Genomic DNA, 23,905 nt, shown 5'->3' with positions numbered 1-23,905 from the left:
GGGTGTGGCCTTAGCTGGAGGCAAGATTAGCCTGTAGGACAATTCGGGTGCAACCGGGTGCAACCCTATTTTTCGAAAGGCTGGGCGCAACTCGTCCGATGGTGCCCGCGCACCGGCTGGAAAGGGCGGCCTTGGTGCGTTTTGTTATGTAAAAACGGCTGTTTGCTCCGAAATGGCGCATAAAAAGCGTTTTTTCTGAAAAGTCACGAAGCGGTGCAACTTGCAAATGAAAAATGGTTGCACCTGGTTCGCGTTGTTGCATAGGATGCGCCGCCTGGGTGCAACCGCTTTGCGACGCGACGGTTGCATGAGATAAAAACAAACGCCAGGGCACAACCAATGGGCAATCCTCTAACGATCACCTTCGTGGTCTACATCGCGGCAATGGTGCTGATCGGCTTCGCCGCCTATCGCTCCACCAAGAACCTTTCCGATTACATCCTCGGTGGACGCAGCCTCGGCAGCGTGGTTACCGCGCTTTCTGCCGGTGCTTCCGACATGAGCGGCTGGCTGCTGATGGGCCTGCCGGGCGCCATCTACTTCGCCGGCCTGTCTGAAGCCTGGATCGCCATCGGTCTGACCGTCGGCGCCTACCTGAACTGGCTGTTCGTCGCTGGTCGCCTGCGTGTGCAGACCGAATACAACGGTGATGCCCTGACCCTGCCGGACTACTTCGCCAGCCGCTTCGAAGACAACAGCGGGCTGCTGCGGATCATCTCGGCCATCGTCATCCTGGTGTTCTTCACCATCTACTGTGCTTCTGGCATCGTGGCCGGCGCTCGCTTGTTCGAGAGCACCTTCGACATGCCCTACGAGACCGCCCTGTGGGCCGGTGCTGCGGCCACCATCGCCTACACCTTCGTCGGTGGTTTCCTGGCGGTGAGCTGGACTGACACTGTGCAGGCCTCGCTGATGATCTTCGCGCTGATCCTGACCCCGATCATCGTGCTGATTTCCACCGGTGGCTTCGATACAACATTCCTGGCTATCGAAGCGGTCAACCCGGCGCACTTCGACATGTTCAAGGGCGCGACCTTCATCGGCATCATCTCGCTGATGGGCTGGGGCCTGGGCTACTTCGGCCAGCCGCACATCCTGGCGCGCTTCATGGCCGCCGATTCGGTCAAGTCGATTGCCAAGGCTCGCCGCATCTCGATGACCTGGATGATCCTGTGCCTGGCAGGCACCTGTGCGGTCGGCTTCTTCGGTATCGCCTACTTCTCGGCGCACCCGGAGCTGGCGGGCCCGGTGACTGAAAACCACGAGCGCGTGTTCATCGAGCTGGCCAAGATCCTGTTCAACCCGTGGATCGCCGGTGTGCTGCTGTCGGCCATTCTGGCTGCGGTGATGAGCACCCTGAGCTGCCAGTTGCTGGTGTGCTCCAGCGCCCTGACCGAAGACTTCTACAAGGCGTTTCTGCGCAAGAATGCGTCGCAGGTCGAGCTGGTGTGGGTTGGCCGCCTGATGGTGCTGGCGGTAGCGTTGGTGTCGATCGCCCTGGCGGCGAACCCGAACAACCGTGTGCTGGGCCTGGTGGCCTACGCCTGGGCTGGCTTCGGTGCTGCCTTTGGCCCGGTGGTGCTGCTGTCGGTGCTGTGGAAAGGCATGACCCGTAACGGGGCGCTTGCTGGCATCGTGGTGGGCGCGCTGACGGTGATCTTCTGGAAGCAACTGGACACTGGCTTGTACGAAATCATCCCAGGCTTCCTGTTCGCGACCCTCGCCATCGTGCTGGTGAGCAAGCTGGGCAGCCCGTCGGGCAGCATGGTTTCGCGTTTCGAGACCGCCAACAAGGTCTATCACGCTGACAAGTAACGCCTGCTGAATCGGCGCTGCCTGTAAATCGCGGGGCAAGCCCGCTCCCACGACAGCCCTAGCGGTTTCGTGGGGGTGGGCTCGCCCCGCGATGCTTTTGTGCGTCACCGGCCCAACAAGGTAAACTTGCCGCCTTCGCAGGAGCCGCCATGAATTATCGTCACGCCTTCCACGCCGGCAACCACGCCGACGTCCTCAAACACATCGTGCTGACCCGCCTCATCGCCTTGATGTCGCGCAAGGAGCAGCCGTTCGCCTATATCGACACCCATGCCGGCCTCGGCCTGTACGACCTGCAGGGCGACCAGGCGACCCGCACCGGTGAATACCTCGAAGGCGTTGCCCGCCTGTGGGGCCGCGATGACCTGCCGGCGGCAACTGCCGACTATATGCGCGTCATCAAGCGCCTTAACCAGGACGGCGAACTGCGCTACTACCCAGGTTCGCCCGAGCTTGCCCGGCGCCTGATGCGCCAGCAGGACCGCGCGCAGCTCAACGAGAAGCACCCCGAAGACGGGGCGCTGCTCAAAGAGAACATGAAGAAAGACCCTCGGGTCACCGTGCACCTGGGGGAGGGCTGGCATATCCCGCGGGCGCTGCTGCCGGTGCAGGAAAAGCGCGCCATCATGCTGGTCGACCCGCCGTTCGAGCAGGCCGATGAACTCAAGCGTTGCACTGTGGCCATGAAAGAGGCCATCGGCCGCATGCGCCAGACCGTCGCAGCCATTTGGTACCCGATCAAGGACCAGCGTTCGCTGACCCGGTTCTACCAGGACCTGACCAGCACCGGGGCGCCAAAACTGCTGCGCGTGGAGTTGTACGTGCACCATCAGGACAGCCCGCAGGGGCTGAACGGTTCGGGCCTGGCCATCGCCAACCCGCCTTGGGGCCTTGAGGAAGAGCTCAAGGAACTGCTGCCGTGGCTGGCCAAGGAGCTTGCGCAAACGGCGGGCAGTTTCCGCATGGATTGGCTGATCGCCGAATAATCCCGTGGGAGATTCTATGGTTTCGGGCAAGTCGCTTTTGATTGTGTAGGAGCGGCCTTGTGTCGCGAAAGGGCTGCGAAGCAGCCCCAGGATCTGTGCACCCACCAGAATCGCTGGGGCTGCTTCGCAGCCCTTTCGCGACACAAGGCCGCTCCTACACTGACCGCGTAGACGGCATCGATATGGGATGGGCGAGCTATGTGGGAGCGGGCTTGCCCCGCGATGGTGCTGCAGATGCCGCCATCGCGAGGCAAGCCCCGCTCCTGCGTCTGTTCATCGCGCCCGGCGATGTTTGCGTTATAATCCCGCCCCTTTAGCCGTCACCCACCCCAGAGGCCGGTGGCGCACTTCTATCGAATTGAGAGGCTAGACCCTTGGCACTGACGATTCTTGGCCTGTCCGGCGCCCTTAGCCATGACCCTTCCGCGGCCCTGTACATCGACGGCAAACTGATTGCCGCCGCCGAAGAAGAGCGCTTCGTGCGTGACAAACATGCGAAGAACCGCATGCCTTACGAGTCGGCAAAGTTCTGCCTTGAGCAGGCCGGCATCAAGCCGTCCGACGTTGACGTGGTGGCCATTCCGTTCGCCCCGATCAGCCTGTTCGGCAAGGCGCGCTGGCACTATGCCAAGCGCTACTGGTACGCCCCGGACCGCGCCCTTGATGCGTTGCTGATGGGTAACCGCCGTTATAAGCGCTACCGCAACAAGATTGTCTGGTGCCTTGAGCAACTGGGCTTTGACCCGAAAAAAGTCAAGATCGAGCCGGTCGAGCACCACTTGGCCCACGCCTCCAGCGCGTACCACTGCTCGGGCTTCAAGGAAAAGACCGCAATCCTGGGCATCGATGGCAAGGGCGAGTACGCCACGACCTTCTTCGGCTACGGCGAAAACGGCAAGATCCACAAGATCAAGGAATTCTTCGACCCTGACTCGCTCGGCGGCCTGTACGGTGCTATCACCGAGTTTCTCGGTTTCGAGATGCTCGACGGCGAATTCAAGGTCATGGGCATGGCGCCCTACGGCGATGCCAGCAAATACGACTTCTCGCGCCTGGCCAGCTTTGAAAACGGCGAACTGGTGATCAACACCGAGTACGCCAACGTGATTGGCCTGCGCCGCTATAAAGAGAAGGGCAAGGGCTTCTACTTCTCGCCCAAGCTGATCGAGTGGCTGGGCCCGAAACGCGAAGGCGACATCGCTGACGAGCCGTACATCCATTACGCCGCCAGCATGCAGGCGCTGTTCGAAAAGCTCGCCCTGCAGATGATCGACCATTACCTGGGCGACACCCTGCGCGAAACCGGCAAGCTGGCCTTCGCCGGCGGCTGCGCGTTGAACGTCAAGCTGAACCAGAAGATCATCGCCCGCCCGGACGTCAAGGAGCTGTTCGTCCAGCCGGCTTCCGGCGACGCCGGGACCGCGGTGGGTGCTGCGGCCTATGTGTCCCACGCCCGTGGCGTGCCGGTCGAGAAGATGGAACACGTCTACCTCGGCCCTGCGTACTCCAACGAAGACGTGATCGCGGCCTGCGCCCGTCACCCGAGCCAGCCAAAATGGCGCAAGCTCGACAACATGCCGGAGCAAATCGCCAAGATCATGGTCGATGGCAACCCGGTGGCCTGGTTCCAGGGCCGCATGGAGTTCGGCCCGCGTGCGCTGGGTGGTCGTTCGATCATCGGCTGCCCAAGCGTTGCCGGCGTAGCCGACCGCATCAACCACCAGATCAAGTTCCGCGAGCGTTGGAGGCCTTTCTGCCCGTCGATGCTCGACACCGTCGCGCCGCAGATGATCAAGATCGATCACCCGGCCCCGTTCATGACCTTCACCTTCGAAGTGTCCGAAGAATGGAAAACCCGTGTGCCCGAAGTGGTTCACGAAGACGGCACGTCCCGCGCCCAGGTGCTCAAGCGCGAGTACAACCCGCGCTACTACGACATGATGAAAGCGCTGGAAGTGCTGACCGGCAACGGTGTGTCGCTGAACACCTCGCTGAACCGCCGTGGCGAGCCGATGATCTGCTCGCCTACCGACGCGCTGAACATGTTCTTCGGCTCGGACCTGCAATACCTGATCATGGAAGACATCCTGGTAGTCAAGGACGGCGCGGCGGCTTATGACCAACCGCTCTGAAGCGCGGGTCTTGCAGTTCTGTCATAGCTATGACGGGCCGTTTCTCGACTGTGCCCGTCAATATGCCAGCCTGTTCCAGGGTAGCGGCTACAAGGTCACCACCGTGTTCCTGACCGGCGCCGCGGACCCACAGGTAGCCGCAGGCTGCGCCAGCGACGAAGTGCTGTTCATGCAGTTCAGCTCGGCCGCTGTGCGCGGCCTCAAGCTGGGGGCGATTGCCGCGCTGCGCAAAATTGCCGCGCAGCGTCATTTCAGCTTCTGCATCGCCCACCGTGCCAAGCCGATCTACGTCGCCTTGCTGGCTACCAAACTGCAGGTAATCGGGGTGCACCACGCCTTCGGGGACTACGCGCGCAAAGGCCGGCAGTTATTTGCCAACCTGTTTCGCAAGCGCCTGAGCCTGCTCGGTGTTTCCGATGCGGTGCGCGACGACATGCGCCGTTGCCTGGCGCAGTGGCCTGCCGAGCGTATCCAGACCCTCTACAACCGCATCGATGTGCAGGCGCTCAAGGCCAGCCTTGTGCCGCGTGCGCAGGCGCGTGAAGCGTTGGGCCTGCCGGCGCAGGCGTGGGTGGTCGGCAACGTCGGCCGCCTGCACCCGGACAAGGACCAGGCAACTTTGCTGCGTGGTTTTGCCCAGGCATTGCCCGGGCTGCCCAGCGGTGCTCGCCTGGCCATTCTTGGCAAGGGGCACCTTGAGGCCAGGCTCAAAGCACTTGCCGCAGAACTTGGCATCGATTCCAGTGTGGATTTCGTCGGCCAGGTAGCGGATGCGCGGCGGTACTTCCAGGCTTTCGACGTGTTCGCCTTGAGCTCGGATCACGAGCCGTTCGGCATGGTTCTGCTCGAAGCCATGGTTGCTGGCGTGCCTGTGCTGGCTACGGCCTGCGGTGGTGCCCGCGAGGTGGTTGAAGGCGTCGGCGTGCTGTTCCCGCTGGGCGACGCAGCGCAGTTGGCCCAAGGCCTGCAGCACTTGGCCGGGTTGGCCGATGAGCAACGCACAGCCTGCGCGCAGCACATGCTGCAGCGGCTCAATGAGCGGTTCAGCGATCAGGCGGTACGTGACACCTTCTGGCAGTTGCCGCATGTGCGTGAACTGGGAGCGCAGGCCTGATGCTCAATTACCTTCAAGCCTGGCGCGAACGCGGCTGGCAGGTGATCGATGCGCTTGCCTATCGCCAGGCGTGGGATCGTTTTGGCGGCAGTGTCGCCACCCATCCGCTGGTGATCGAGACGCTTGCCGAGCTTGCGCAGATTCCGGTGCGCTACCTGGGTTGGTCGCAAAACGGTGAATTGCAGGCCGCAGTACCCGTTTGGGGGCGGCATATCGCGCTGTCCAAGGACGTCCTCAAGCGTCATGGCAAGAAAGGCCTGTTCGACCTGGGCAACGCCGAGATCATTCTGCCTGCCGCAACGGGTGCAGGGGCGCCGCTACGCCATGCTGGGCGCTACCTCTGCGAGCTGAGCGAGGGCCGCTTCGCCGGGCTCCGGCCCCAGCCTGAGCAACTGGCCATGGCGCGCCCGCACGAGGCGCTTTCGAAGAAATTCCGTTACAACCAGCGCCGCGAGTTGCGCCTGCTGGAGGAGGCCGGGGGCGTGGTGCGACCGGTCAGCGAGTTTGCGCCAGCGCAGATTGCCAGCATGTATTGCGACCTGTTTCAGCGCCGCTGGGGCTTTCCTGCGGTGGGTGGCGAGCGGCTGGCGGAGGTGCTTGAGGCGTTGCAGTCGTTGCTGATCGGTTCGGTGGTGTTTCTCGAAGACGCGCCGATTGCGATTCAACTGGTTTACCGAGTTGAAGCCCCAGAGTGGATCAGCGTGGAGTACGTCAATGGGGGTGTAGACCCCGAGACTCGCGCCTTCAGCCCTGGCAGCGTGTTGAGTTTCCTGAACACGCAGGCCGCTTGGGAAGACGCCCACGCGCGGGGCAAGGCCCTGCGCTTCTCGTTCGGCCGTGCCGACCGCGAGTACAAAGAGCGCTGGTGCCATCCAGTGCCAGTGTTCCAGTCATGAATCGCAAGCAGGCGCTGCTCAGGCGCCATCGGCGTAACAAGCGCATCGGCGTGCTGGTGGGGTTGGTTGCGCTGGTGCTGATCGGAGCGGCGACCTGGTGGTGGTTGCCCCTGCTGTTGCTGCCGCTGCTGTGGGTCGCCCACGAGGCGTGGTTCGCTGACCACCTGTTCTACGCCGCCACTCAGGACTATGCCTATCGCTTCCCGGCAGGCAGCGAACAGGTTGGCGTGGCGTGGGTGGATGGGCATCTGCAGGCGCCTGGCCTGCAACTTGGCGGTGATGAAACCCTGGTCTTGCAGGTCACCCTTCGTTGCGCCTGGCTTGGGCGGCTGCTAGACCCGGGTGTGCGCCTGAGCTGCGCCGGGGGGCATGACCTGCAGGTCTTCGAGCGCGGCGTACGCGGCAAGCGCTTTCTCAACCTAAGTGGCCTGGCGCCTGCGCTGTGCGATGGCAGCCTGGCTGTGCGCGGCCGCTTCTGCCGGCTGGTCGGCGAGCCACGGCTGTGGGTGCTGCGCCAGCCCGACCTGCTCAGCAAGCGGGTCATGGTCATCGCTCCGCACGCCGACGATGCCGAAATCGCCGCCTATGGCCTATACAGCCAGGCCGCCGAGGCGTGGATCGTCACCCTCACCGCGGGTGAAATCGAAGCCGAGCATTATCAGCAGATGGGCCTTGGGCGAGCGCAAGCGGCCCGCCTGAAAGGCCGGCTGCGCGCATGGGACAGCCTGGCAGTACCCCGTTGGGCGGGCGTGGCGCAGGAGCGCTGCGCACAGCTGGGCTACTTCTGCTTGCAGCTGCAGGCGATGCGTGACGCGCCCGACCAGCCAATCGGCTCGCGTGAGGCTGACCTTTGCGACACCCGGCCATTTCGCGCCTTGAACAGCCTGCAATTGCCCGGTGACGACGGCCTGCCAACCTGGAACAACCTGTTGGCCGACCTGCGCGCGCTGCTGCTGAAGGCCCGGCCCCAGGTGATCGTGATGCCGCACCCCACGCTAGACCCGCACCCGGACCATGTCTGTGCTCGGCAGGCGCTGGTCGAGGCGCTGCAAGGCCTGGACTGGCAGCCTGAACTGATGCTGGGTTACGCCAACCACCTGCATGACAACGACCGGTGGCCCATGGGCGACAGCGGCGCAGGCATTGCCTTGCCGCCGATGCTGGATGAGCGGGGCGACTGGGCCCCTTGCAGCCTGTCACTTGATCTGCCACGCCAGCACGACAAGGCGATGGCGCTGGGTATGATGCACGATCTACAGCCACCGCAGCCGTTCAAGCGTCGTTTGCGCCGTGCTATCCAGCGCTGGCTTGCCGGGCGTCGTGGCTCGCCGTACGGTGAGAACGAGTTCTTCCGCAAGGCGGTACGCCGACACGAGCTGTTCTGGATACTTGATCACGAAAGCTGATGTAAGGATTGCATCCTAGGTGAGTTTCTATTGAAAACGTCGAACCCACGCATACTGTTCATCATTCCCTATTTCGGGCAATGGCCGTTCTGGATGCCGCTGTTTCTGGAAAGCTGCCGGCGTAATGCCGACATCGACTGGCTGCTGTTCAGCGACTGCGGCGTGCCTGCCAACCTGCCGGCCAACGTGCGCATCGAAGCCATCAGCTACACCGATTACTGCCAATTGGTCTCGGCACGTCTGGGTATCGATTTCGCCCCCGCGCAGGCCTACAAGCTCTGCGACCTCAAGCCTGCCTTGGGTTACATCCATGAAGACCGGCTGCAGGGCTATGACTTTTGGGCGTTCGGCGACATTGACCTGATCTACGGCGACCTGCGCGGGTATTTCACCAATGAGCGGCTGGCCCGCCACGATTTCTTCTCCACCCACGAGCGCCGCGTAGCTGGCCACCTGTGCCTGATGCGCAATACGCCGTGCAAGCGTTCGCTGTTCATGCGCATGAAAGACTGGCGCCGGCGGCTCACCGACCAGGTGCACCACGCGCTGGATGAAGGCGCGTTCACCCGCGTGTTCCTGCGCCACAAGAACTTCCCCAAGCCTGTGTTCAACCTGCTGGGCAAGCTGTACCCGCTGCGTCGGCGCAGTGAGTTCAAAGAAGCGTTCAGCACCCCTGGCGGCTGTATTGCGTGGCAGGATGGCACATCGAACTTCCCGCGGCGCTGGTTCTGGCGCGACGGGCGCTTGACCAATGATCTGGATGGCAAGCAGGAGTTTCCGTACTTCCATTTTGTTTGCTGGAAGCGCAACGAATGGGCCGACCTCAAGCCTGACCCGCAACACCTGCAGCAAGTCGCGGGCGCCAGCGCCTGGGTCATCAGCGAGAACGGGTTTCATCAGGAAGAACTATGAAGCAGCGTTTCAAGGTCCTGCAATTGCAGCCTGACTACAACATCAAGCACCACGATTTCGCCGACCTGGCCGAGCAGATTTTCAAGGCGCTGCCGGCTGATCGTTTCGAAACCACCATGGCCTTCCTCAAAGGGCGCCCTGGCCCGCTCGATGCGGTGAGCCGTGCCGACCGTTCGGTGTATTTCGAGTTTTCCGACAAGGCCCTCAAGGGCATGCGCCTGAGGGCTTCCTGGCAGCTGTTTCAGTTTTGCCGGCGGGAAAAGTTCGATGTGGTGATCTGCAACCGCTTCAAGCCGGTGAACATGCTGCTGCAGCTCAACCGCTGGCTGAAGGTGCCGCTGTGTATCGGCATTTCCCACGGGTTCGGCGAGTACGACCGTGTCTACCGTCGGCGTCAGGCCCAGCGCCTGATCGATCAGCGCTGGCAGTTCGTGGGTGTGTCTCCTGCGGTCAGGCAGTACCTGATCGACCTCGACTGTGGTTTCACCGCTGAAAACACCCATGGCATCACCAATGCCATCGATATCGAGCAGGCTGAGGCGTTGCAACTGGATCGTCCGACTGCCAGGCAACAGCTGGGTCTGCCTGCTGACGTGCGCCTGATCGGGGCATTGGGGCGGCTGGTGCCGATCAAGGGGCACACGTACCTGATCGAGGCGTTTGCCGCGCTCAAGGACAAGTACCCTGATACTCACCTGGCGATCATTGGCGCAGGTCGAGAGCAGGCGCAGTTGCAGCAGCAGATCGAGCAAGCCGGCCTGGCGGGACGCGCCCATTTGCTGGGGTTCAGGGAAAATGCCCTGCAATATGTGCGCGCGTTCGATATCTGGACCATGCCGTCGTTGGCCGAAGGCCTTGGTCTGGCATTGCTGGAAGGGATGAGTGGCCATCTGCCGGTTATCGCCTCCAGCGTCCCTGCCATGTTGCCGCTGATCGAAGGTGCCGGCGGGCTACCGGTGGCGCCTGCCGATGTGGCCGGCTTGACCGCAGCGCTGGACACCTACCTGGCCCTCGACCCGGCATCTCTGCGTGCCAAGGGCGAGCAGGCCTACCACTACCTCAAGCATGAGCACGACATCGAAGAGTTCCGCCAGCGCTATCTGGCGCTGATCGAGTCAGGCCTGCACGCTGCACCGAAGGAGCTGTCATGAGTGTTACCCAACCGTTGGTCACGGTGATCATCGCATCGTACAACCACGGGCCCTACATTGAGGAAAGCATCCTCAGTGTCATCAACCAGACCTACAGCAATATCGAATTGCTGGTGGTCGATGATGGCTCCAGTGACGACAGCGTCGAACGTATCCAGCGGCTGCAGGCCGTGCACGGCTTCGATTTTCGCGTGCAGAAGAACATGGGCCTTACGCACACTCTCAACGAGGCCATTGCCCGCGCCCAGGGCAGCCTGATCGCACCGTTCGGTTCCGACGACATCATGATGCCGGACCGCATCGCCATTCAGGTCGAGTACATGGCCGACAAGCCCGAGGTGGGCATCTGCGCCGGCAACATCGAATTGATCGATTCCGACGGCGCGTTGTTCCCCGAGGCTCGGCAGCGCCGGGATGTGCCGTTCCGGCGCCTGGATTTCGACGACATGTTCCTTGAGCGCAAGCCCTATCCGCCGGCCCCGACCTTGCTATTCCGCCGCGAGGCCCTGGAAAAGGTCGGCGGCTTCGACCCGCGCATCCGCCTTGAAGACTTGCTCATCGAGTTGAAGGTCACCCACGCGGGTTACTTCATCGACGGGTTGAGCGTGGTGATGGCGCGCTATCGCAAGCACGCCACCAACTCGTACAAGAACCACCGTTTCATGATCGACAATATCCTGCGCACCTATGCCCTGTTCAGCGACCACCCTCGCTATGAAGAGGTCAAGTACAAGGCGCTGAACTCGATGTTCCTCAAGACCGCCAACCGTGACCGCGCCTTGGCCCGTGAACTGCTTGCGCAGATTCCGTTCAGCGCCTTTACGCGCAAGACCTGGCGCGGCCTGGGGCGCTTGTGGTTCATGCCTCTGGAAAAAAACTGAGCGGAGCAGGCCATGGGCTGGTTGCAGCGTTACCGTGAAAAGCAGGCCAAGCGTGCCATTCGCAAACTGCCCCACCTTGAGCGTGGCCAGGCGCGTTTCAAGGCGCGCTACCCCGACTACGCGTTCGGGGTTGGCAGCTATGGCGTGCCGCTGGTGCATGACTGGCAGGAAGGCGCCACCCTGCGCATCGGCGCGTTCTGCTCCATAGCCGAGGGCGTGCAGATCTTCCTCGGTGGCCATCATCGGGTCGACTGGGTCACCACCTATCCGTTTCCGGCGATGCTCGAGCAGGCGCGCGATATCCCCGGCTACGCCTTCAGCCGTGGCGACGTCGAAGTGGGTAGCGACGTGTGGTTGTGTTCCGGCTGCGTGCTGCTGTCCGGGGTCACCATCGGCCATGGCGCTGTTGTTGCTGCCTCGGCAGTCGTCAGCCGAGACGTGCCGCCTTATGCGGTAGTGGCTGGAAACCCCGCCCAGGTGGTCAAGTGGCGCTTCCCTGAAGAGGTGCGTGCACAGCTGCTTGCTGCGGCCTGGTGGGAGTGGCCGCAGGAAGAGATTGGCGAAGTGGTGGGCAAGCTTTGCAACACCGATATCCAGGCCTTTCTGGACTACGCCCGCCAGCGCAAGCGTTGACCTGCGGCCACCGCACGGGTGGCCGCAAATCAGCGGTGATCAGGCGTTGCCAGCGGCACTGATGCAGCGCTGAACCCGCGCCGTGGCACTGGCGCTGGCCTGCTCGGCATACCCTTGCAGCAACTGCGCGGTGTTTTCCTCGAACAACCAGGTGCGGTCTTCGGGATAACGTTGCATATGGCGCAGGTTGCGTTGGCGCAGCTTGAGCGGCAGCGGGCTGGGCCGGATACGCATGTCGGCCAGGTCGATCAGCGCAAACGCGTCGTTGTGTACCAGCACGTTGCCCAGGTGCAGGGAGCGGAAATACACCCCCTGTTCGTGCATGCGCGCCAGGTAGTTGCCAAAGCGCAGTACCAATGCCTGACGCTGTGCTGGCGACGGGCTCTGTTGCAGCGCCTCACGCAGGGTCTGGCCAGGCAAGGGCTGGTAATGCACGGCGGTGCTGGCATCGGCGAACCGGTACAAGCCCAGTATCGTCGGGGTGGTGAAGCCCAGCTGTGCCAATTGCTGGCTGTTGCGCACGAAGCGCGCCGCATAGGGGTTGATGAAGCCCGAACTGTACCAGGCGCGACGGCGGAACAGCTTGAGGAAGCTGCCGTCTGCCAGGCGCAGGACCTTCGGCCCGAGGCCATCCTGTTCGATCACGCTGGCAGCCGCGGTCAACTGCTCGGCTTGGGCCGGGGACAGGTCGCGCAGGGCGGGCGTTGCGATACGCCCGCTACGTTGGGCGATGTTCAGGGCCGCGAGCAGGGCCAGGGGAATCCACAGCAGGAACCAGTGCTCCTTGGGCCGGGACATGATGCCGCCGCCTTCGGTCAGGCCCGCAGCAATGCCATACACCAGCAGGCTCGAGGCCAGGACGAACAGCGGATGGCTGCGGTTGCGCCAGCCGCTATAAAGGCCCAGAAGCAGCATGCCGGCCCAAGGCAGGAAGCCGAGTACGCCGACATAGTAGAGCGTGCCGATCGGGAAGCTGTGGGGCTCGCTGAAGGGGATGCGAAAGCCAAGGTCCAGCGCCAGATGGGCGTCATAGCCATGCCCGAGCCATGGCTGCTGGGCAACCAGTTGCAGTGCCGCGGTCCACAGTTCGATGCGGTAGGAGCCGCCGCGGTTCAGCCCCATGTGGGGAAACATCACAACTGCACCAATAGCTACAACCAGCAGGGCACCCACGAGCAAGGCCGAACGGCGGTCCCTGTGCAGGAAGGCGAGCCAGAACGCAGCGGCGGTGAGTGCCACGAGCGGCGTTCGCGAGCCGGTGGCCAGCACCACGAGGCCCATCACACCCAAGGCGCAGGCGCTCAGGGTCAGTACCCGCAGATCTTTGCTGGTCATGCACAGCGCCAGCCAGTAAATGGTGAAGAAACCGAATACGTGTGAGCTGAGCAGCGGGTTGTCCAGTGCCCCACCGCCTATAAGGCGAAGCTTGGGGGCGTAGAACCTGAAATAGTCGACCAGATGTGGCAGGGTAAGCAGCAGCGCGACAAGGGCGCTCGCCATCAAGACCGGTTGCAGCGCCTCCAGGCGGTGACGCAACAGCAGGGCCATGCCTGCGAACAGCATGAAGATGTGCAGCGGCCGCTTGATCAAGCCAGAGACGCTATCCTCGGTATCGCTCCAGGCAATACTGACGATCGCATAGCCAGCGAACGCCAGGAACACCAGCACCAGTGGTTCGCGCAGCATCTGGCGCCATTCGCCTGGGCGCAGGCACAGCGCGATCAGGGCGGGTGCGCTGAAGAGGGCGTAATAAGCCTTGTGCATGTGGCTACGGTCGGGCAGCAGAAACAGCGCGCTCAGCAGCAAAAACAGCCCTGCTGGCAACACCCACAGGCAGATCGAGTCGAAGAGGCGGTCGGCGCCGGTCTTGATACAGCTCGGTTGCATGGTCATTATCGATGGCGAAAAAGGTTGGCCATGGTAGCGCAACTTGCCCGTGAATGCGCTCCCATCGGGGCTGCCCAATGGTGTGCCGGCGCTCCGGGCAAGCTGTGTTAAAGTCTGCGTCCCATTCCAGATTGCTCACCTGTCATGACCGAATCCAGCGGCGCCTCCAGCCCATCGAGCCTGAAGATCTATTTCCGCCTGCTTGGCTATGTGCGGCCCTATGTCGGCCTGTTCCTGCTGAGTATCGTGGGCTTTCTGATCTTCGCCTCGACCCAGCCGATGCTTGGCTACATCCTCAAGTACTTCGTTGACGGCCTGTCCAACCCGGCCGCCAGCCTGTTCCCCAACGTCCCTTACCTGCGCGACATGCAATTGATGCACACCGTCCCGGTGCTGATCATCCTGATCGCCGCCTGGCAGGGCCTGGGCTCGTACCTGGGTAACTACTTCCTGGCCAAGGTCTCGCTTGGCCTGGTCCACGACCTGCGCGTGCAACTGTTCAACAACCTGCTCACGCTGCCCAACCGTTATTTCGACCAGAACAACTCCGGGCACCTGATCTCGCGCATCACCTTCAACGTGACCATGGTCACCGGTGCTGCAACCGATGCCATCAAGGTGGTCATCCGCGAAGGCATGACGGTCATCTTCCTGTTTGGCTCGTTGTTGCTGATGAACTGGCGCCTGACGCTGGTGATGATCGCGATCCTGCCGCTGATTGCGCTGATGGTCGGTACCGCCAGCAAGAAATTCCGCAAGCAGAGCAAGAAGATCCAGGTGGCAATGGGCGATGTCACCCATGTCGCTTCCGAAACCATCCAGGGCTACCGTGTGGTGCGCAGCTTTGGTGGCGAGGTCTACGAGAGCCAGCGGTTCCTCAAGGCCAGCCGCAGCAATACCGACAAACAGTTGCGCATGACCCGCACCGGCGCCATCTACACGCCGCTGCTGCAACTGGTGATCTACATCGCCATGGCCATCCTGATGTTCCTGGTGCTTTACCTGCGTGGCGATTCCTCTGCCGGTGACATGGTTGCCTACATCACCCTGGCCGGGCTGTTGCCCAAGCCTATCCGGCAGTTGTCGGAGGTGAGTTCGACCATTCAGAAAGGCGTGGCCGGTGCCGAGAGCATCTTCGAGCAACTGGACGAAGAGCAGGAAATCGACAAGGGCACCGTTGAGCGCGACGCGCTGACCGGCCGCCTTGAAGTTCGCAACCTCAGCTTCACCTACCCGGGGACTGACCGGCAGGTACTCAGCGATATCAATTTCACTGTGGAGCCTGGGCAGATGGTTGCGCTGGTGGGGCGTTCGGGCAGTGGCAAGTCCACGCTTGCGGCGCTGATCCCGCGGTTTTACCACCACAGCACCGGTGAGATTTTGCTGGATGGCATCGAAGTCGAGGACTTCAAGCTGCTCAACCTGCGCCGGCATATTGCCCAGGTCAACCAGCATGTCACCCTGTTCAGTGACACCATTGCCAACAATATCGCCTACGGCGACCTGGCCGGTGCGCCCCGCGAGGCTATCGAGGCCGCAGCCGAAGCGGCCTATGCCAAGGAGTTCGTCCAGCAGTTGCCGCACGGTTTCGACACCCAGGTGGGCGAGAACGGCGTGCTGCTGTCTGGTGGCCAGCGCCAGCGCCTGGCTATCGCCCGGGCGTTGCTCAAGGATGCACCACTGCTGATTCTCGACGAGGCGACTTCGGCGCTGGACACCGAGTCCGAGCGGCACATCCAGGCCGCCCTGGACCGGGTGATGCGCGACCGCACCACGTTGGTCATCGCTCACCGCCTGTCGACCATCGAGAAGGCCGACCTGATTCTGGTCATGGACCAGGGGCGTATCGTCGAGCGCGGCAGCCATGCCCAGCTCATGGCGCAGAATGGCTACTATGCCCGCCTGCACGCCATGGGCCTGGACGAGCCAGGTACTGGCGATCTCACCTGACACGGCTGGCCCGGAGCCTGCTGCCGGCGCCCACGGGCGTCGGTCGATCTCTGGGCGGCTGTGCTAATATCCTGCCCCTGTTCACTTTTTCATTTCGGGTTGCCCATGAAGTTGTCCATGCCGCGTTTCGATCAAGCTCCGGTACTGGTGGTCGGCGATGTCATGCTCGACCGCTACTGGCATGGCGGTACTTCACGCATATCGCCTGAAGCACCGGTGCCGGTGGTCAAGGTCGACCAGATCGAAGACCGTCCAGGCGGCGCGGCCAACGTTGCGCTCAATATTGCAGCCCTCGGCGCGCCCGCAGCGCTGGTGGGCGTCACCGGCCAGGACGAGGCTGCCGACAGCCTGGCCAACAGCCTGCAAGCTGCCGGCGTGCGCTCGGTGTTCCAGCGCATCGCCCACCAGCCAACCATCGTCAAGCTACGGGTGATGAGCCGCCACCAGCAGTTGCTGCGCATCGACTTCGAAGAACCTTTCGCTACCGACCCGCTGTCGCTGGGCGCCGAGGTGGACGCATTGCTCGACGGGGTCAAGGTGCTGGTGCTGTCGGACTACGGCAAAGGTGCGCTGAAAAACCACCAGTCGCTGATCGAAGCCGCGCGCGCCAAAGGCATCCCGGTGCTGGCCGACCCCAAGGGGCGCGACTTTTCCATTTACCGTGGCGCCAGCTTGATCACCCCGAACCTGAGCGAGTTCGAAACCATCGTTGGCCGCTGCGCCGATGAGGCCGAACTGGTTGCCAAGGGCCTTAACCTGCTCGAAGAGCTGGACCTCGGCGCTGTACTGGTCACCCGTGGCGAGCATGGCATGACCCTGCTGCGCACCGGCCACCCGGCCCTGCACCTGCCAGCGCGTGCCCGTGAAGTGTTCGATGTGACCGGTGCCGGTGATACCGTCATTTCTACCCTGGCGGCCGCCATCGCTGCTGGCGAAGACCTGCCCCATGCGGTCGCGCTGGCCAACCTGGCCGCAGGCATCGTGGTCGGCAAGCTCGGTACCGCCGCCATCAGCGCGCCGGAGCTGCGCCGCGCCATCCAGCGCGAAGAAGGCTCCGAGCGTGGTGTGCTGGGCCTGGAGCAACTGCTGCTGGCCATCGACGATGCCCGTGCGCACAACGAGAAGATCGTCTTCACCAATGGCTGCTTCGATATCCTGCATGCCGGGCATGTTACCTACCTGGAGCAAGCCCGTGCCCAAGGCGACCGGCTGATCGTTGCAATCAACGATGACGCTTCGGTCAGCCGCCTGAAAGGGCCGGGCCGCCCGATCAACAGCGTTGACCGGCGCATGGCCGTGCTGGCCGGCCTGGGTGCAGTGGACTGGGTCATCAGCTTCAGCGAAGACACCCCGGAAAACCTGCTGCGCCAGGTCAAGCCGGATGTGCTGGTCAAGGGCGGCGACTATGGCATCGAGCAAGTGGTCGGCGCCGATATCGTCAATGCCTATGGCGGCACGGTGAAAGTGCTGGGGCTGGTGGAAAACAGCTCGACCACGGCTATCGTCGAGAAAATCCGCAAGAACTGACCCACTCGCTGCGCGTCTGCGCAGCGGCTATTTATGCACGCTTGCGCGAGCCCGTTGCAGCAATGCGCGGGCTTTTTCGCTGAAGCGTTGCAGATGCCCGGCAGGTTTGCGCGGGCTTTCGGCCAGGCCCTGCTGCTTGAGCCAGTCCTTCCAGCGCACGCGCTCTTCGCGTACCACCCAGCCTTCCTGCCTGGCAAAGCTTTCGGCCAGCCACAGGCCGCGCGTGCTGGCCGGCTGTAACTGGTCCTTTTTGACCGTGTACAGCTCAGGTAGCGGCTGGCCGTCCTGTAGCGGCATCAGGTAGAGGTCGGGGCGCTTGCGGTCCAGGCGGGCGACCAGTTGGTTGCCTTCAAGCCGTTCGTCGACATGGAACAGGCTCAGTGGCCGGGCATCGCGCGGCACTTGCAGGCGCAGGTCATAGATCAGTTGCAAGGAGGCGGTGGGCAGGTGCACATAGGCCCGTGGCCGCTCCATCAGTGTCAGGTTGGCGCACTGCACCGGCCGCGCCGCGCCAGACTGCGGCGACAGCACGAACGGCGGCGCTTCGCGGTAGTGCAGGGCCGCGCTGTAGGGCGTGGGCAGCCAGGTGTCGTTGAAGCGCCCTCCCAGCCAGCCCTCGGGGGTTTCCAGCAGGCATTCCTCGGCGACCTCCTGAATGGCGGTGAGCAGAGGCAGGTTCAGCTCATGGGCGGGCACGTAGCCGGAAATCAGCTTCAGCACCACATCGCCCCGGTCCTGGCGGCGTTGGCGCACCAGCACCCAGTAATCACAGCCTTGCCAATTGAGGGTCAGGCGGACCGAAACCCCAAGGTTGGCCAGTTCGACCACGAACCGCTCGGTGTCCGGCAGTTGGATCGCCTTGCGCCGCTGCAAGGTTTGCGAGAAGTTCTGCGGCATGCCGACGCCCTGGTAGCTCAGGCCATCGGCACTGGCCTCGACATGCAGCGCCAGGGTTTTGAAGTTGCTTGGGTTCTTGCGGATCAGCATACGCGCCACAAAGCTCCTCCTCCTGTTGGGCCGGGCCTCGCGGCTTAACGCCGGCCGAGGATCCGCGCCACGGTGGCCACGTTATGGGCCAGGTGCACCGGGTTGATGGTGCCGACGATGGCGCTGTGCACGCCGGGGTGGGCAAACAGTAATTCGAAGCTGGCCTGCACCGGGTCGATGCCCGGTGCCAGGCACGCATGCCCGCTGGCCAGGGCCTTTTTCACCAGGATTGCCTTGCCATGCTCGGCAGCGTAGTCCAGCACCGGCCGCTCGGCTTGCTCGTTGAGGTTGTAGGTGACCATGGCGCAGTCGCCCTGCTGCAGGGCTTTGAGGCCCCCGGCGACAGTCTTGCCGGAGAAACCATAGCCTAGAATCTTGCCTTCCTGCTTCAGCGCAGCGAGGGTTTCATACACGGCTTCCTGCTCAAGAATGTGCAGGTCGTTGCCATCGGAGTGCACCAGCACCAGCTCGATACGGTCGGTTTCAAGGCGCTTGAGGCTACGCTCGACCGAACGCCGGGTGTGCGCTGCGCTGAAATCGAAGTGCGACAGGCCGCTGTCGAATTCTTCGCCCACCTTGCTGACGATCACCCATTCATCGCGCTGGCCGCGCAGCAGCGGGCCGAGGCGCTGTTCGCTCAAACCATAGGCGGGCGCGGTGTCGAGCAGGTTGATACCCATATCGCGGGCCTGGCCCAGCAGCAGGCGGGCGGCGTCGTCATCGGGGATGGTAAAGCCGTTGGGGTATTTCACGCCTTGGTCGCGGCCAAGCTTCACCGTACCCAGGCCCAGTGGCGACACGCGCAGCCCGGTGCTGCCTAGGGCGCGATGGTGGTCGTGCAGGGTTGGCAGGCTCATGGCAGCAGTTGCTCCCAGGCCGCAACGCCGAGGGCCGGGCGTGGCAGGCCGCTGAGGTCGGGCTGCGCCTGCGGGCGGATGCCGTCGCGCTGGAAGCTCGCCAGCACGCGGTCGGCAAAGTCCGGGGCCAGGGCCAGTTTGGTCGGCCAGCCCACCAGCAGGCGCTGCTGCTCGGCCAGAAACGCGTTGTCCGGGCGCACCAGGCCAGATTGCGCAGGCTCGGCGCGTTCGACGCGCAGCGTGGCCCAGCGCACCAGGCTTTGATCGACCCACGGCAGCAGGCCGGCGATTTCCTTCTGGGCGGCGGCAATTTGCGCGGCTGCATCGCGGGCCACGCCGTCGGCCTCGGCCAGGTCGCCGCCCAGGTACCACACCCATTGGCCGTCTGCGGCCGGGTGGGTGGTGACGGTGACCCGTGGTTTGGGGCCGCCGCCCAGGCAATGGGCGTACAAGGGTTTGAGGTTAGGGCCTTTGGCCAGCACCATGTGCAATGGCCGGCGCTGCATGGCCGGCTGGGTCAGGCCCAGGGCGTGCAGCAGGTCTTCGGTGCCGCCACCGGCGCTCAGTACCACGCGCTGGGCGCGGATCTCGCGGCCATCGACACGCAGGCCGACCAGTTCGCCGGCATCGTGCAGCGGCTCGATATGTTCACCGGCCAGCAAACTGTCGCCGGCCAGTTGTGCCAGGTTGGCCAGCAGCGTGGGGACATCGATGACCAGCTCTGCCAGGCGATACACCTTGCCCTTGAAGCGGCCGTCTTGCAGGGCTGGCGGTAGTTGCTCGCCCTTGACCTGGTCGACCCGGCCGCGCACGGCCTTGCTGGCAAAGAAGCTGGTGAGGTTGCCGGCCAGGGTGCCGGGGGACCACAGGTAGTGGGCGTCGGACAGCAGGCGGGTGCTGCCCAGGTCCAGTTCGCCGTTGCCGGCCAGCGCTTCGCGCCAGCGCCGGGGCATGTCGGCAATGGCTTCGGAGGCGCCGGTCAGCGCCCCGTGCAGGGCGTACTTGGTGCCGCCATGGATGATGCCTTGGGACTTGATGGTCTGCTCGCCGCCCAGGGTTGCGCGCTCCACCAGTACTGTCGAATAACCCTGGCGGCGCAGCCGGGCATTGAGCCAGAGGCCTGCGACCCCGGCGCCGACGATCAGCACGTCAGTGGAAATGGCAGATGGCATGCGTGCACCTCGAAAGCTTGGACAGGTGCGCAGTATACAGGCTGTGCGAGTTTGCCGTCGTGACCACGGGCAAGCAGCGCGGCGCCGCTGCTGGTGGGGTCAGTGCCCGGAGCTGTTGGAGAACAGCTGGATCACCACCACCCCGCCGACGATCATGGCCATGCCCAGCATCGCCGGCAGGTCCAGCTTCTGCCCGTAGATCACCAGCGCAGCCACGCTGATCAGCACGATGCCCAGGCCCGACCAGATGGCATAGGCGATACCCACCGGGATGCTGCGCACCACCAGGGTCAGCATCCAGAACGCGACCGCGTAGCCGCAGACCATCAGCAGCAGCGGCAGCGGGGTACTGAAGCCCTTTACCGCTTTCATCGAGGCGGTGGCGATGACTTCGGCGACAATGGCGATGGCCAGATAGATATAGGCGTTCAAGGCGGATTCTCCGTGGCAGTCGGCCATTCTAGGCCAATCCTGGCCATTGCTGTAAGGCGTACTGCGGAGCTGATCAGGTAAACTCCGCTGCCATGAACAGAACTCTTTATACCCTGCTGTTTCACCTGGGCCTGCCGCTGGTTGCGCTGCGCCTGTTCCTGCGTGGGCGCAAGGCACCAGCCTACCGTGCGCGCATTGCCGAGCGCTTTGCCTGGCGCATGCCGGCGCTGCGCCAGGGCGGTATCTGGGTGCATGCGGTGTCGGTGGGCGAGAGCATCGCGGCGGCGCCGATGGTGCGCGCGCTGCTGGCGCAATACCCAGACCTGCCGATCACGCTCACCTGCATGACCCCGACCGGGTCCGAGCGCATCCAGGCCCTGTTCGCTGGCGAGCCACGGGTGCAGCACTGCTACCTGCCGTATGACTTACCGTGGGCGGCCGGGCGCTTTTTCGACCATGTGCGCCCGCGCCTGGGCATCATCATGGAGACCGAGCTGTGGCCCAACCATATCGACCAGTGCGCCAGGCGCGGTATCCCGGTGGTGCTGGCCAATGCGCGACTCTCCGAACGCTCGGCCCGGGGTTACGCGCGGTTCGCCGGGCTGACCCGGCCGATGCTTGAGCAAATGAGCCTGATAGCCGTGCAGACCGAAGCTGAGGCCGAACGTTTTCGCAGCCTTGGCGCGCGCCCGCACTGCGTGCAGGTGACCGGCTCGATCAAGTTCGACCTGAAGGTGGATGCGCAGTTGCTGCCCGCTGCCCGCGAGCTGCGCGAGCAGTGGGGCGCCAGCCTGCGCCCGGTGTGGATCGCCGCCAGTACCCATGACGGCGAGGATGCGCAGATTCTCGAGGCCCACCGGCAGTTACTCGAAGTGCATGCTGATGCGCTGCTGATTCTGGTGCCGCGCCACCCTGAACGTTTCAATGCCGTGCATGCGCTGTGTGCCGAACGCTTCGTCACCGTACGCCGCTCCAGCGCGCACGCGGTGGGTGGGCAAACCCAGGTGCTGCTTGGCGATACCATGGGCGAGCTGCTGTTCTTGTATGCGCTGGCCGACATCGCCTTCGTGGGCGGCAGCCTGGTCGCCACTGGCGGGCATAACCCGCTGGAGCCGGCAGCGCTGGCATTGCCGGTGATCATGGGGCCGCATGTGTTCAACTTCCTCGAAATCAGCGCGATGTTGCGCGAAGCCGGGGGCTTGCAGCAGGTCGATGATGCCGAAGGGCTGGCCCAGGCGGTGCGCCGGCTGGTGGAGTTGCCGCAGGATGCCCGGCGCATGGGCGAGGCGGGCAGGGCGGTGATGCAGGCCAATCAAGGCGCGTTGCAGCGGTTGCTCGATGGCGTGGCGGCTCTTCTGCGCTAAACAGCATCGCGGGGCAAGCCCGCTCCCACAGATGTCAGGCCCCTGTGGGAGCGGGCTTGCCCCGCGATGCGTATGACGCTCAAGGCCTGCGTTCGAAATTTTTTGCCGCTGCTGCTGCCAGGTCGGGTGGCAGGAAGTCTTTGTCGGGGTTGTAGTCGGCTTTCAGGTAACGCCCCAGGTCCTGCAAGTCTTGCGGGCTGAGGGTGCCGGCGGCTTGCTTGAGGCGCAGGTTGTCGAGGATGTAGTCATAGCGGCTGTTGTTGTAGTCGCGCACCGAGGTGTACAGCTGGCGCTGGGCATCCAGTACATCGACGATGTTGCGCGTACCCACCTGGTAACCGATTTCGGTCGCCTCCAACGCGCTCTGGTTGGAGATGATCGACTGCTTGCGCGCCTGCACCTGCTCGACATCGGTATTCACCGCCCGGTGCAGGTTACGGGTGTTCTCCACCACCTGGCGGCGCAGGCTCTCGCGCTGCTGCTCGCTCTGGCTCAGCCGTGCGTAGGCCTCGCGCACCTGCGAACTGGTCAGCCCGCCGCTGTAGATCGGGATGTTCAGTTGCAAGCCGACGCTGGTCTGCTCGACGTCACCGCCATAACGCACGCCATTCTGCGACGGGTTGCTGAAGCCCAGGCTATCGTTGTCACCTTTCTGATAACGCGCCACCGCGTCCACGGTGGGCGCATGCCCGGCCTTGCGCTGGCGCAGGGTCTCTTCAGCGGCGCTGACGGCGTGGTTGGTGGCCAGCAGGTTGAGGTTCTGGCGCCCGGCGGTCTCGACCCAGGCCTTGGCATCATTGGGGGTGGGCACCTGCACCGGCAGGCTGTGCACTACGCCTTGAAGCGAGCTGTACTGGCGGTTGGTCAGGGTGATCAGCGCCTCGAAGGCGTCCTGTACCTGGCGCTCGGCGATGATCCGGTTGGCCCGCGCCGTGTCATAGCTGGCCTGCGATTGCAGCACATCGGTCTTGTCCGAAAGGCCCACATCGAAACGCTCGTTGGACTGGTCGAGCTGGCGCTTGAACGCGGCTTCCTCGGCCTTGGTCGACGCCAGGCTGTCCTGGGCGCGCAGCACGCTGAAGTAGCTTTCGGCACTTTGCAGAATCAGGTTCTGCTCGGTGGCCGACAGCTCCAGCGCCGCCTGTTCGTTGACCGCCTCGGCGGCCTGCAACTGGAACCAGCGGTCGGCGCGGAAAATCGGCTGGGCCAGGGTGGCGCTCCACGAATTGCCGCTGCGGTTGGAGGTGACCGAGGGTTCGTCGAGCTTGGTGCGGGTGTTCATCATTTCGGCGCCGGCCGACAGGTTCGGCAGCAGGCCGGCACGGGCCTGGGGCACCACTTCGCGGCGGGCGCCATAGTCGGCGCGGGCGGCTGCCAGGTCGGCATTGTTGTCTACCGCCTCCTGGTAGACGCTGACCAGGTCGGTCTTGACCGTTGGTGGCGGATCCACTGCCCAGGCTACTGCGTTGGACGCACAAGACACGGCAATTGCCAGTGAAAGTTTGCGCAGCATAGGACAATCCTTGATCAGGGTTTATTTACTGTACTGTCGAGTACCGGCGATGCGCCAGTGTAGTGCCGAGCGCCGCTGCGAACAATCCGCGTCTGCACCATTGGTCATGCCCGGTGCAAGCCGCTTGGCTTTGCCGACCACTCCAGTCTAGACTGCGCATGTTCTTGTCGGGGTGCCTTGATGCAAAGGCTGAGATCGGTAGTTTCCGGATCCCGTTGAACCTGATCAGGTTAGCGCCTGCGTAGGGAACAAGATTGCTCTCACTTCCCGGGAGCCTCTTGTGCCAGGTC

20 protein-coding genes and 1 riboswitch are annotated in these 23,905 nt (G+C 63.6%); of the genes, 13 read left to right on the top strand and 7 right to left on the bottom strand.

Features of this window, described 5'->3' with window-relative positions; all coding sequences use genetic code 11:
- Nucleotides 1–10 precede the first annotated feature (10 nt).
- Entirely contained in the window at nt 11–262 is a 252-nt protein-coding gene (locus tag HU719_RS09835; RefSeq protein ID WP_186520405.1) for a hypothetical protein, read from the bottom strand.
- 77 nt (nt 263–339) lie between these two features.
- Between HU719_RS09835 and putP the strand changes: the two genes are divergently transcribed.
- The 10 genes from putP (at nt 340) to HU719_RS09785 (ending at nt 11,926) form a co-directional block, all read left to right on the top strand.
- Nucleotides 340–1,815 (top strand): sodium/proline symporter PutP, encoded by a 1,476-nt coding sequence (gene putP / locus HU719_RS09830; protein ID WP_186536513.1) that lies wholly within the window; start codon nt 340–342, stop codon nt 1,813–1,815.
- Nucleotides 1,816–1,964: 149 nt separating this feature from the next.
- Entirely contained in the window at nt 1,965–2,801 is an 837-nt protein-coding gene (locus HU719_RS09825) for a 23S rRNA (adenine(2030)-N(6))-methyltransferase RlmJ (RefSeq protein WP_186536515.1), read from the top strand.
- A gap of 374 nt (nt 2,802–3,175) precedes the next feature.
- Nucleotides 3,176–4,933, top strand: a complete 1,758-nt coding sequence (locus HU719_RS09820; protein WP_186521210.1) for a carbamoyltransferase family protein — start codon at nt 3,176–3,178, stop codon at nt 4,931–4,933.
- Complete coding sequence (locus HU719_RS09815) at nt 4,917–6,047, top strand: glycosyltransferase (RefSeq protein WP_186521209.1); 1,131 nt, start codon at nt 4,917–4,919, stop codon at nt 6,045–6,047. The genes HU719_RS09820 and HU719_RS09815 overlap by 17 nt, the downstream gene beginning before the upstream one ends.
- Nucleotides 6,047–6,943: a GNAT family N-acetyltransferase gene (locus tag HU719_RS09810; RefSeq protein ID WP_186521208.1), complete on the top strand. Its 897-nt coding sequence runs from the start codon at nt 6,047–6,049 to the stop codon at nt 6,941–6,943. The genes HU719_RS09815 and HU719_RS09810 overlap by 1 nt, the downstream gene beginning before the upstream one ends.
- Nucleotides 6,940–8,349 carry a PIG-L family deacetylase gene (locus HU719_RS09805; RefSeq protein WP_186536913.1) on the top strand — a complete coding sequence of 470 codons (1,410 nt, stop codon included), beginning with the start codon at nt 6,940–6,942 and terminating at the stop codon, nt 8,347–8,349. Before HU719_RS09810 ends, HU719_RS09805 begins: the two co-directional genes overlap by 4 nt.
- A gap of 30 nt (nt 8,350–8,379) precedes the next feature.
- Nucleotides 8,380–9,261 carry a DUF6625 family protein gene (locus tag HU719_RS09800; RefSeq protein ID WP_186536914.1) on the top strand — a complete coding sequence of 294 codons (882 nt, stop codon included), beginning with the start codon at nt 8,380–8,382 and terminating at the stop codon, nt 9,259–9,261.
- Nucleotides 9,258–10,412, top strand: coding sequence for a glycosyltransferase (locus HU719_RS09795; protein ID WP_186536915.1), 1,155 nt, complete (start codon nt 9,258–9,260; stop codon nt 10,410–10,412). The genes HU719_RS09800 and HU719_RS09795 overlap by 4 nt, the downstream gene beginning before the upstream one ends.
- Entirely contained in the window at nt 10,409–11,293 is an 885-nt protein-coding gene (locus tag HU719_RS09790) for a glycosyltransferase (protein WP_186521204.1), read from the top strand. The genes HU719_RS09795 and HU719_RS09790 overlap by 4 nt, the downstream gene beginning before the upstream one ends.
- A gap of 12 nt (nt 11,294–11,305) precedes the next feature.
- On the top strand, nt 11,306–11,926 hold the full coding sequence (locus HU719_RS09785) for a CatB-related O-acetyltransferase (RefSeq protein ID WP_186521203.1): 621 nt from the start codon (nt 11,306–11,308) through the stop codon (nt 11,924–11,926).
- A 39-nt stretch (nt 11,927–11,965) separates the two neighbouring features.
- Here the strand turns inward: HU719_RS09785 and HU719_RS09780 are convergent, their stop codons facing one another.
- Entirely contained in the window at nt 11,966–13,813 is a 1,848-nt protein-coding gene (locus HU719_RS09780) for a bifunctional O-antigen ligase/aminoglycoside phosphotransferase family protein (RefSeq protein WP_186536916.1), read from the bottom strand.
- Between the two features lie 144 nt (nt 13,814–13,957).
- Here HU719_RS09780 and msbA point away from each other — a divergent pair, with 144 nt between their 5' ends.
- Both msbA and hldE read left to right on the top strand, forming a co-directional pair.
- Nucleotides 13,958–15,763 (top strand): lipid A export permease/ATP-binding protein MsbA, encoded by a 1,806-nt coding sequence (gene msbA / locus HU719_RS09775; protein WP_186521201.1) that lies wholly within the window; start codon nt 13,958–13,960, stop codon nt 15,761–15,763.
- Nucleotides 15,764–15,868: 105 nt separating this feature from the next.
- Nucleotides 15,869–17,290, top strand: a complete 1,422-nt coding sequence (hldE, locus tag HU719_RS09770) for a bifunctional D-glycero-beta-D-manno-heptose-7-phosphate kinase/D-glycero-beta-D-manno-heptose 1-phosphate adenylyltransferase HldE (protein ID WP_186536917.1) — start codon at nt 15,869–15,871, stop codon at nt 17,288–17,290.
- 27 nt (nt 17,291–17,317) lie between these two features.
- Here the strand turns inward: hldE and HU719_RS09765 are convergent, their stop codons facing one another.
- The 4 genes from HU719_RS09765 to HU719_RS09750 form a co-directional block, all read right to left on the bottom strand.
- Nucleotides 17,318–18,286 carry a metal ABC transporter ATPase gene (locus tag HU719_RS09765; RefSeq protein WP_186536918.1) on the bottom strand — a complete coding sequence of 323 codons (969 nt, stop codon included), beginning with the start codon at nt 18,284–18,286 and terminating at the stop codon, nt 17,318–17,320.
- 35 nt (nt 18,287–18,321) lie between these two features.
- Entirely contained in the window at nt 18,322–19,134 is an 813-nt protein-coding gene (locus HU719_RS09760; RefSeq protein WP_186521198.1) for an aldo/keto reductase, read from the bottom strand.
- The gene (locus HU719_RS09755) at nt 19,131–20,306 is read right to left on the bottom strand and encodes an NAD(P)/FAD-dependent oxidoreductase (RefSeq protein WP_186521197.1); all 1,176 of its coding nucleotides are present in this window, start codon (nt 20,304–20,306) and stop codon (nt 19,131–19,133) included. Before HU719_RS09755 ends, HU719_RS09760 begins: the two co-directional genes overlap by 4 nt.
- 99 nt (nt 20,307–20,405) lie before the next feature.
- Nucleotides 20,406–20,738: a DMT family transporter gene (locus HU719_RS09750; RefSeq protein WP_186536926.1), complete on the bottom strand. Its 333-nt coding sequence runs from the start codon at nt 20,736–20,738 to the stop codon at nt 20,406–20,408.
- A 92-nt stretch (nt 20,739–20,830) separates the two neighbouring features.
- Here HU719_RS09750 and waaA point away from each other — a divergent pair, with 92 nt between their 5' ends.
- Nucleotides 20,831–22,102 (top strand): lipid IV(A) 3-deoxy-D-manno-octulosonic acid transferase, encoded by a 1,272-nt coding sequence (gene waaA / locus HU719_RS09745; protein WP_186536919.1) that lies wholly within the window; start codon nt 20,831–20,833, stop codon nt 22,100–22,102.
- Between the two features lie 79 nt (nt 22,103–22,181).
- Here waaA and HU719_RS09740 read toward each other — a convergent pair whose 3' ends face one another.
- Nucleotides 22,182–23,615 carry a TolC family outer membrane protein gene (locus HU719_RS09740; RefSeq protein WP_186536920.1) on the bottom strand — a complete coding sequence of 478 codons (1,434 nt, stop codon included), beginning with the start codon at nt 23,613–23,615 and terminating at the stop codon, nt 22,182–22,184.
- Between the two features lie 158 nt (nt 23,616–23,773).
- A riboswitch (TPP riboswitch) is annotated at nt 23,774–23,880 on the top strand.
- The last annotated feature ends 25 nt before the right edge of the window (nt 23,881–23,905 follow it).

Origin of the sequence: Pseudomonas farsensis (assembly GCF_014268805.2) — a bacterium.
Taxonomy (GTDB): domain Bacteria; phylum Pseudomonadota; class Gammaproteobacteria; order Pseudomonadales; family Pseudomonadaceae; genus Aquipseudomonas; species Aquipseudomonas farsensis.
Note: the sequence above shows the minus strand (reverse complement) of the source record. Positions and strands in the feature narration are given on the sequence as shown.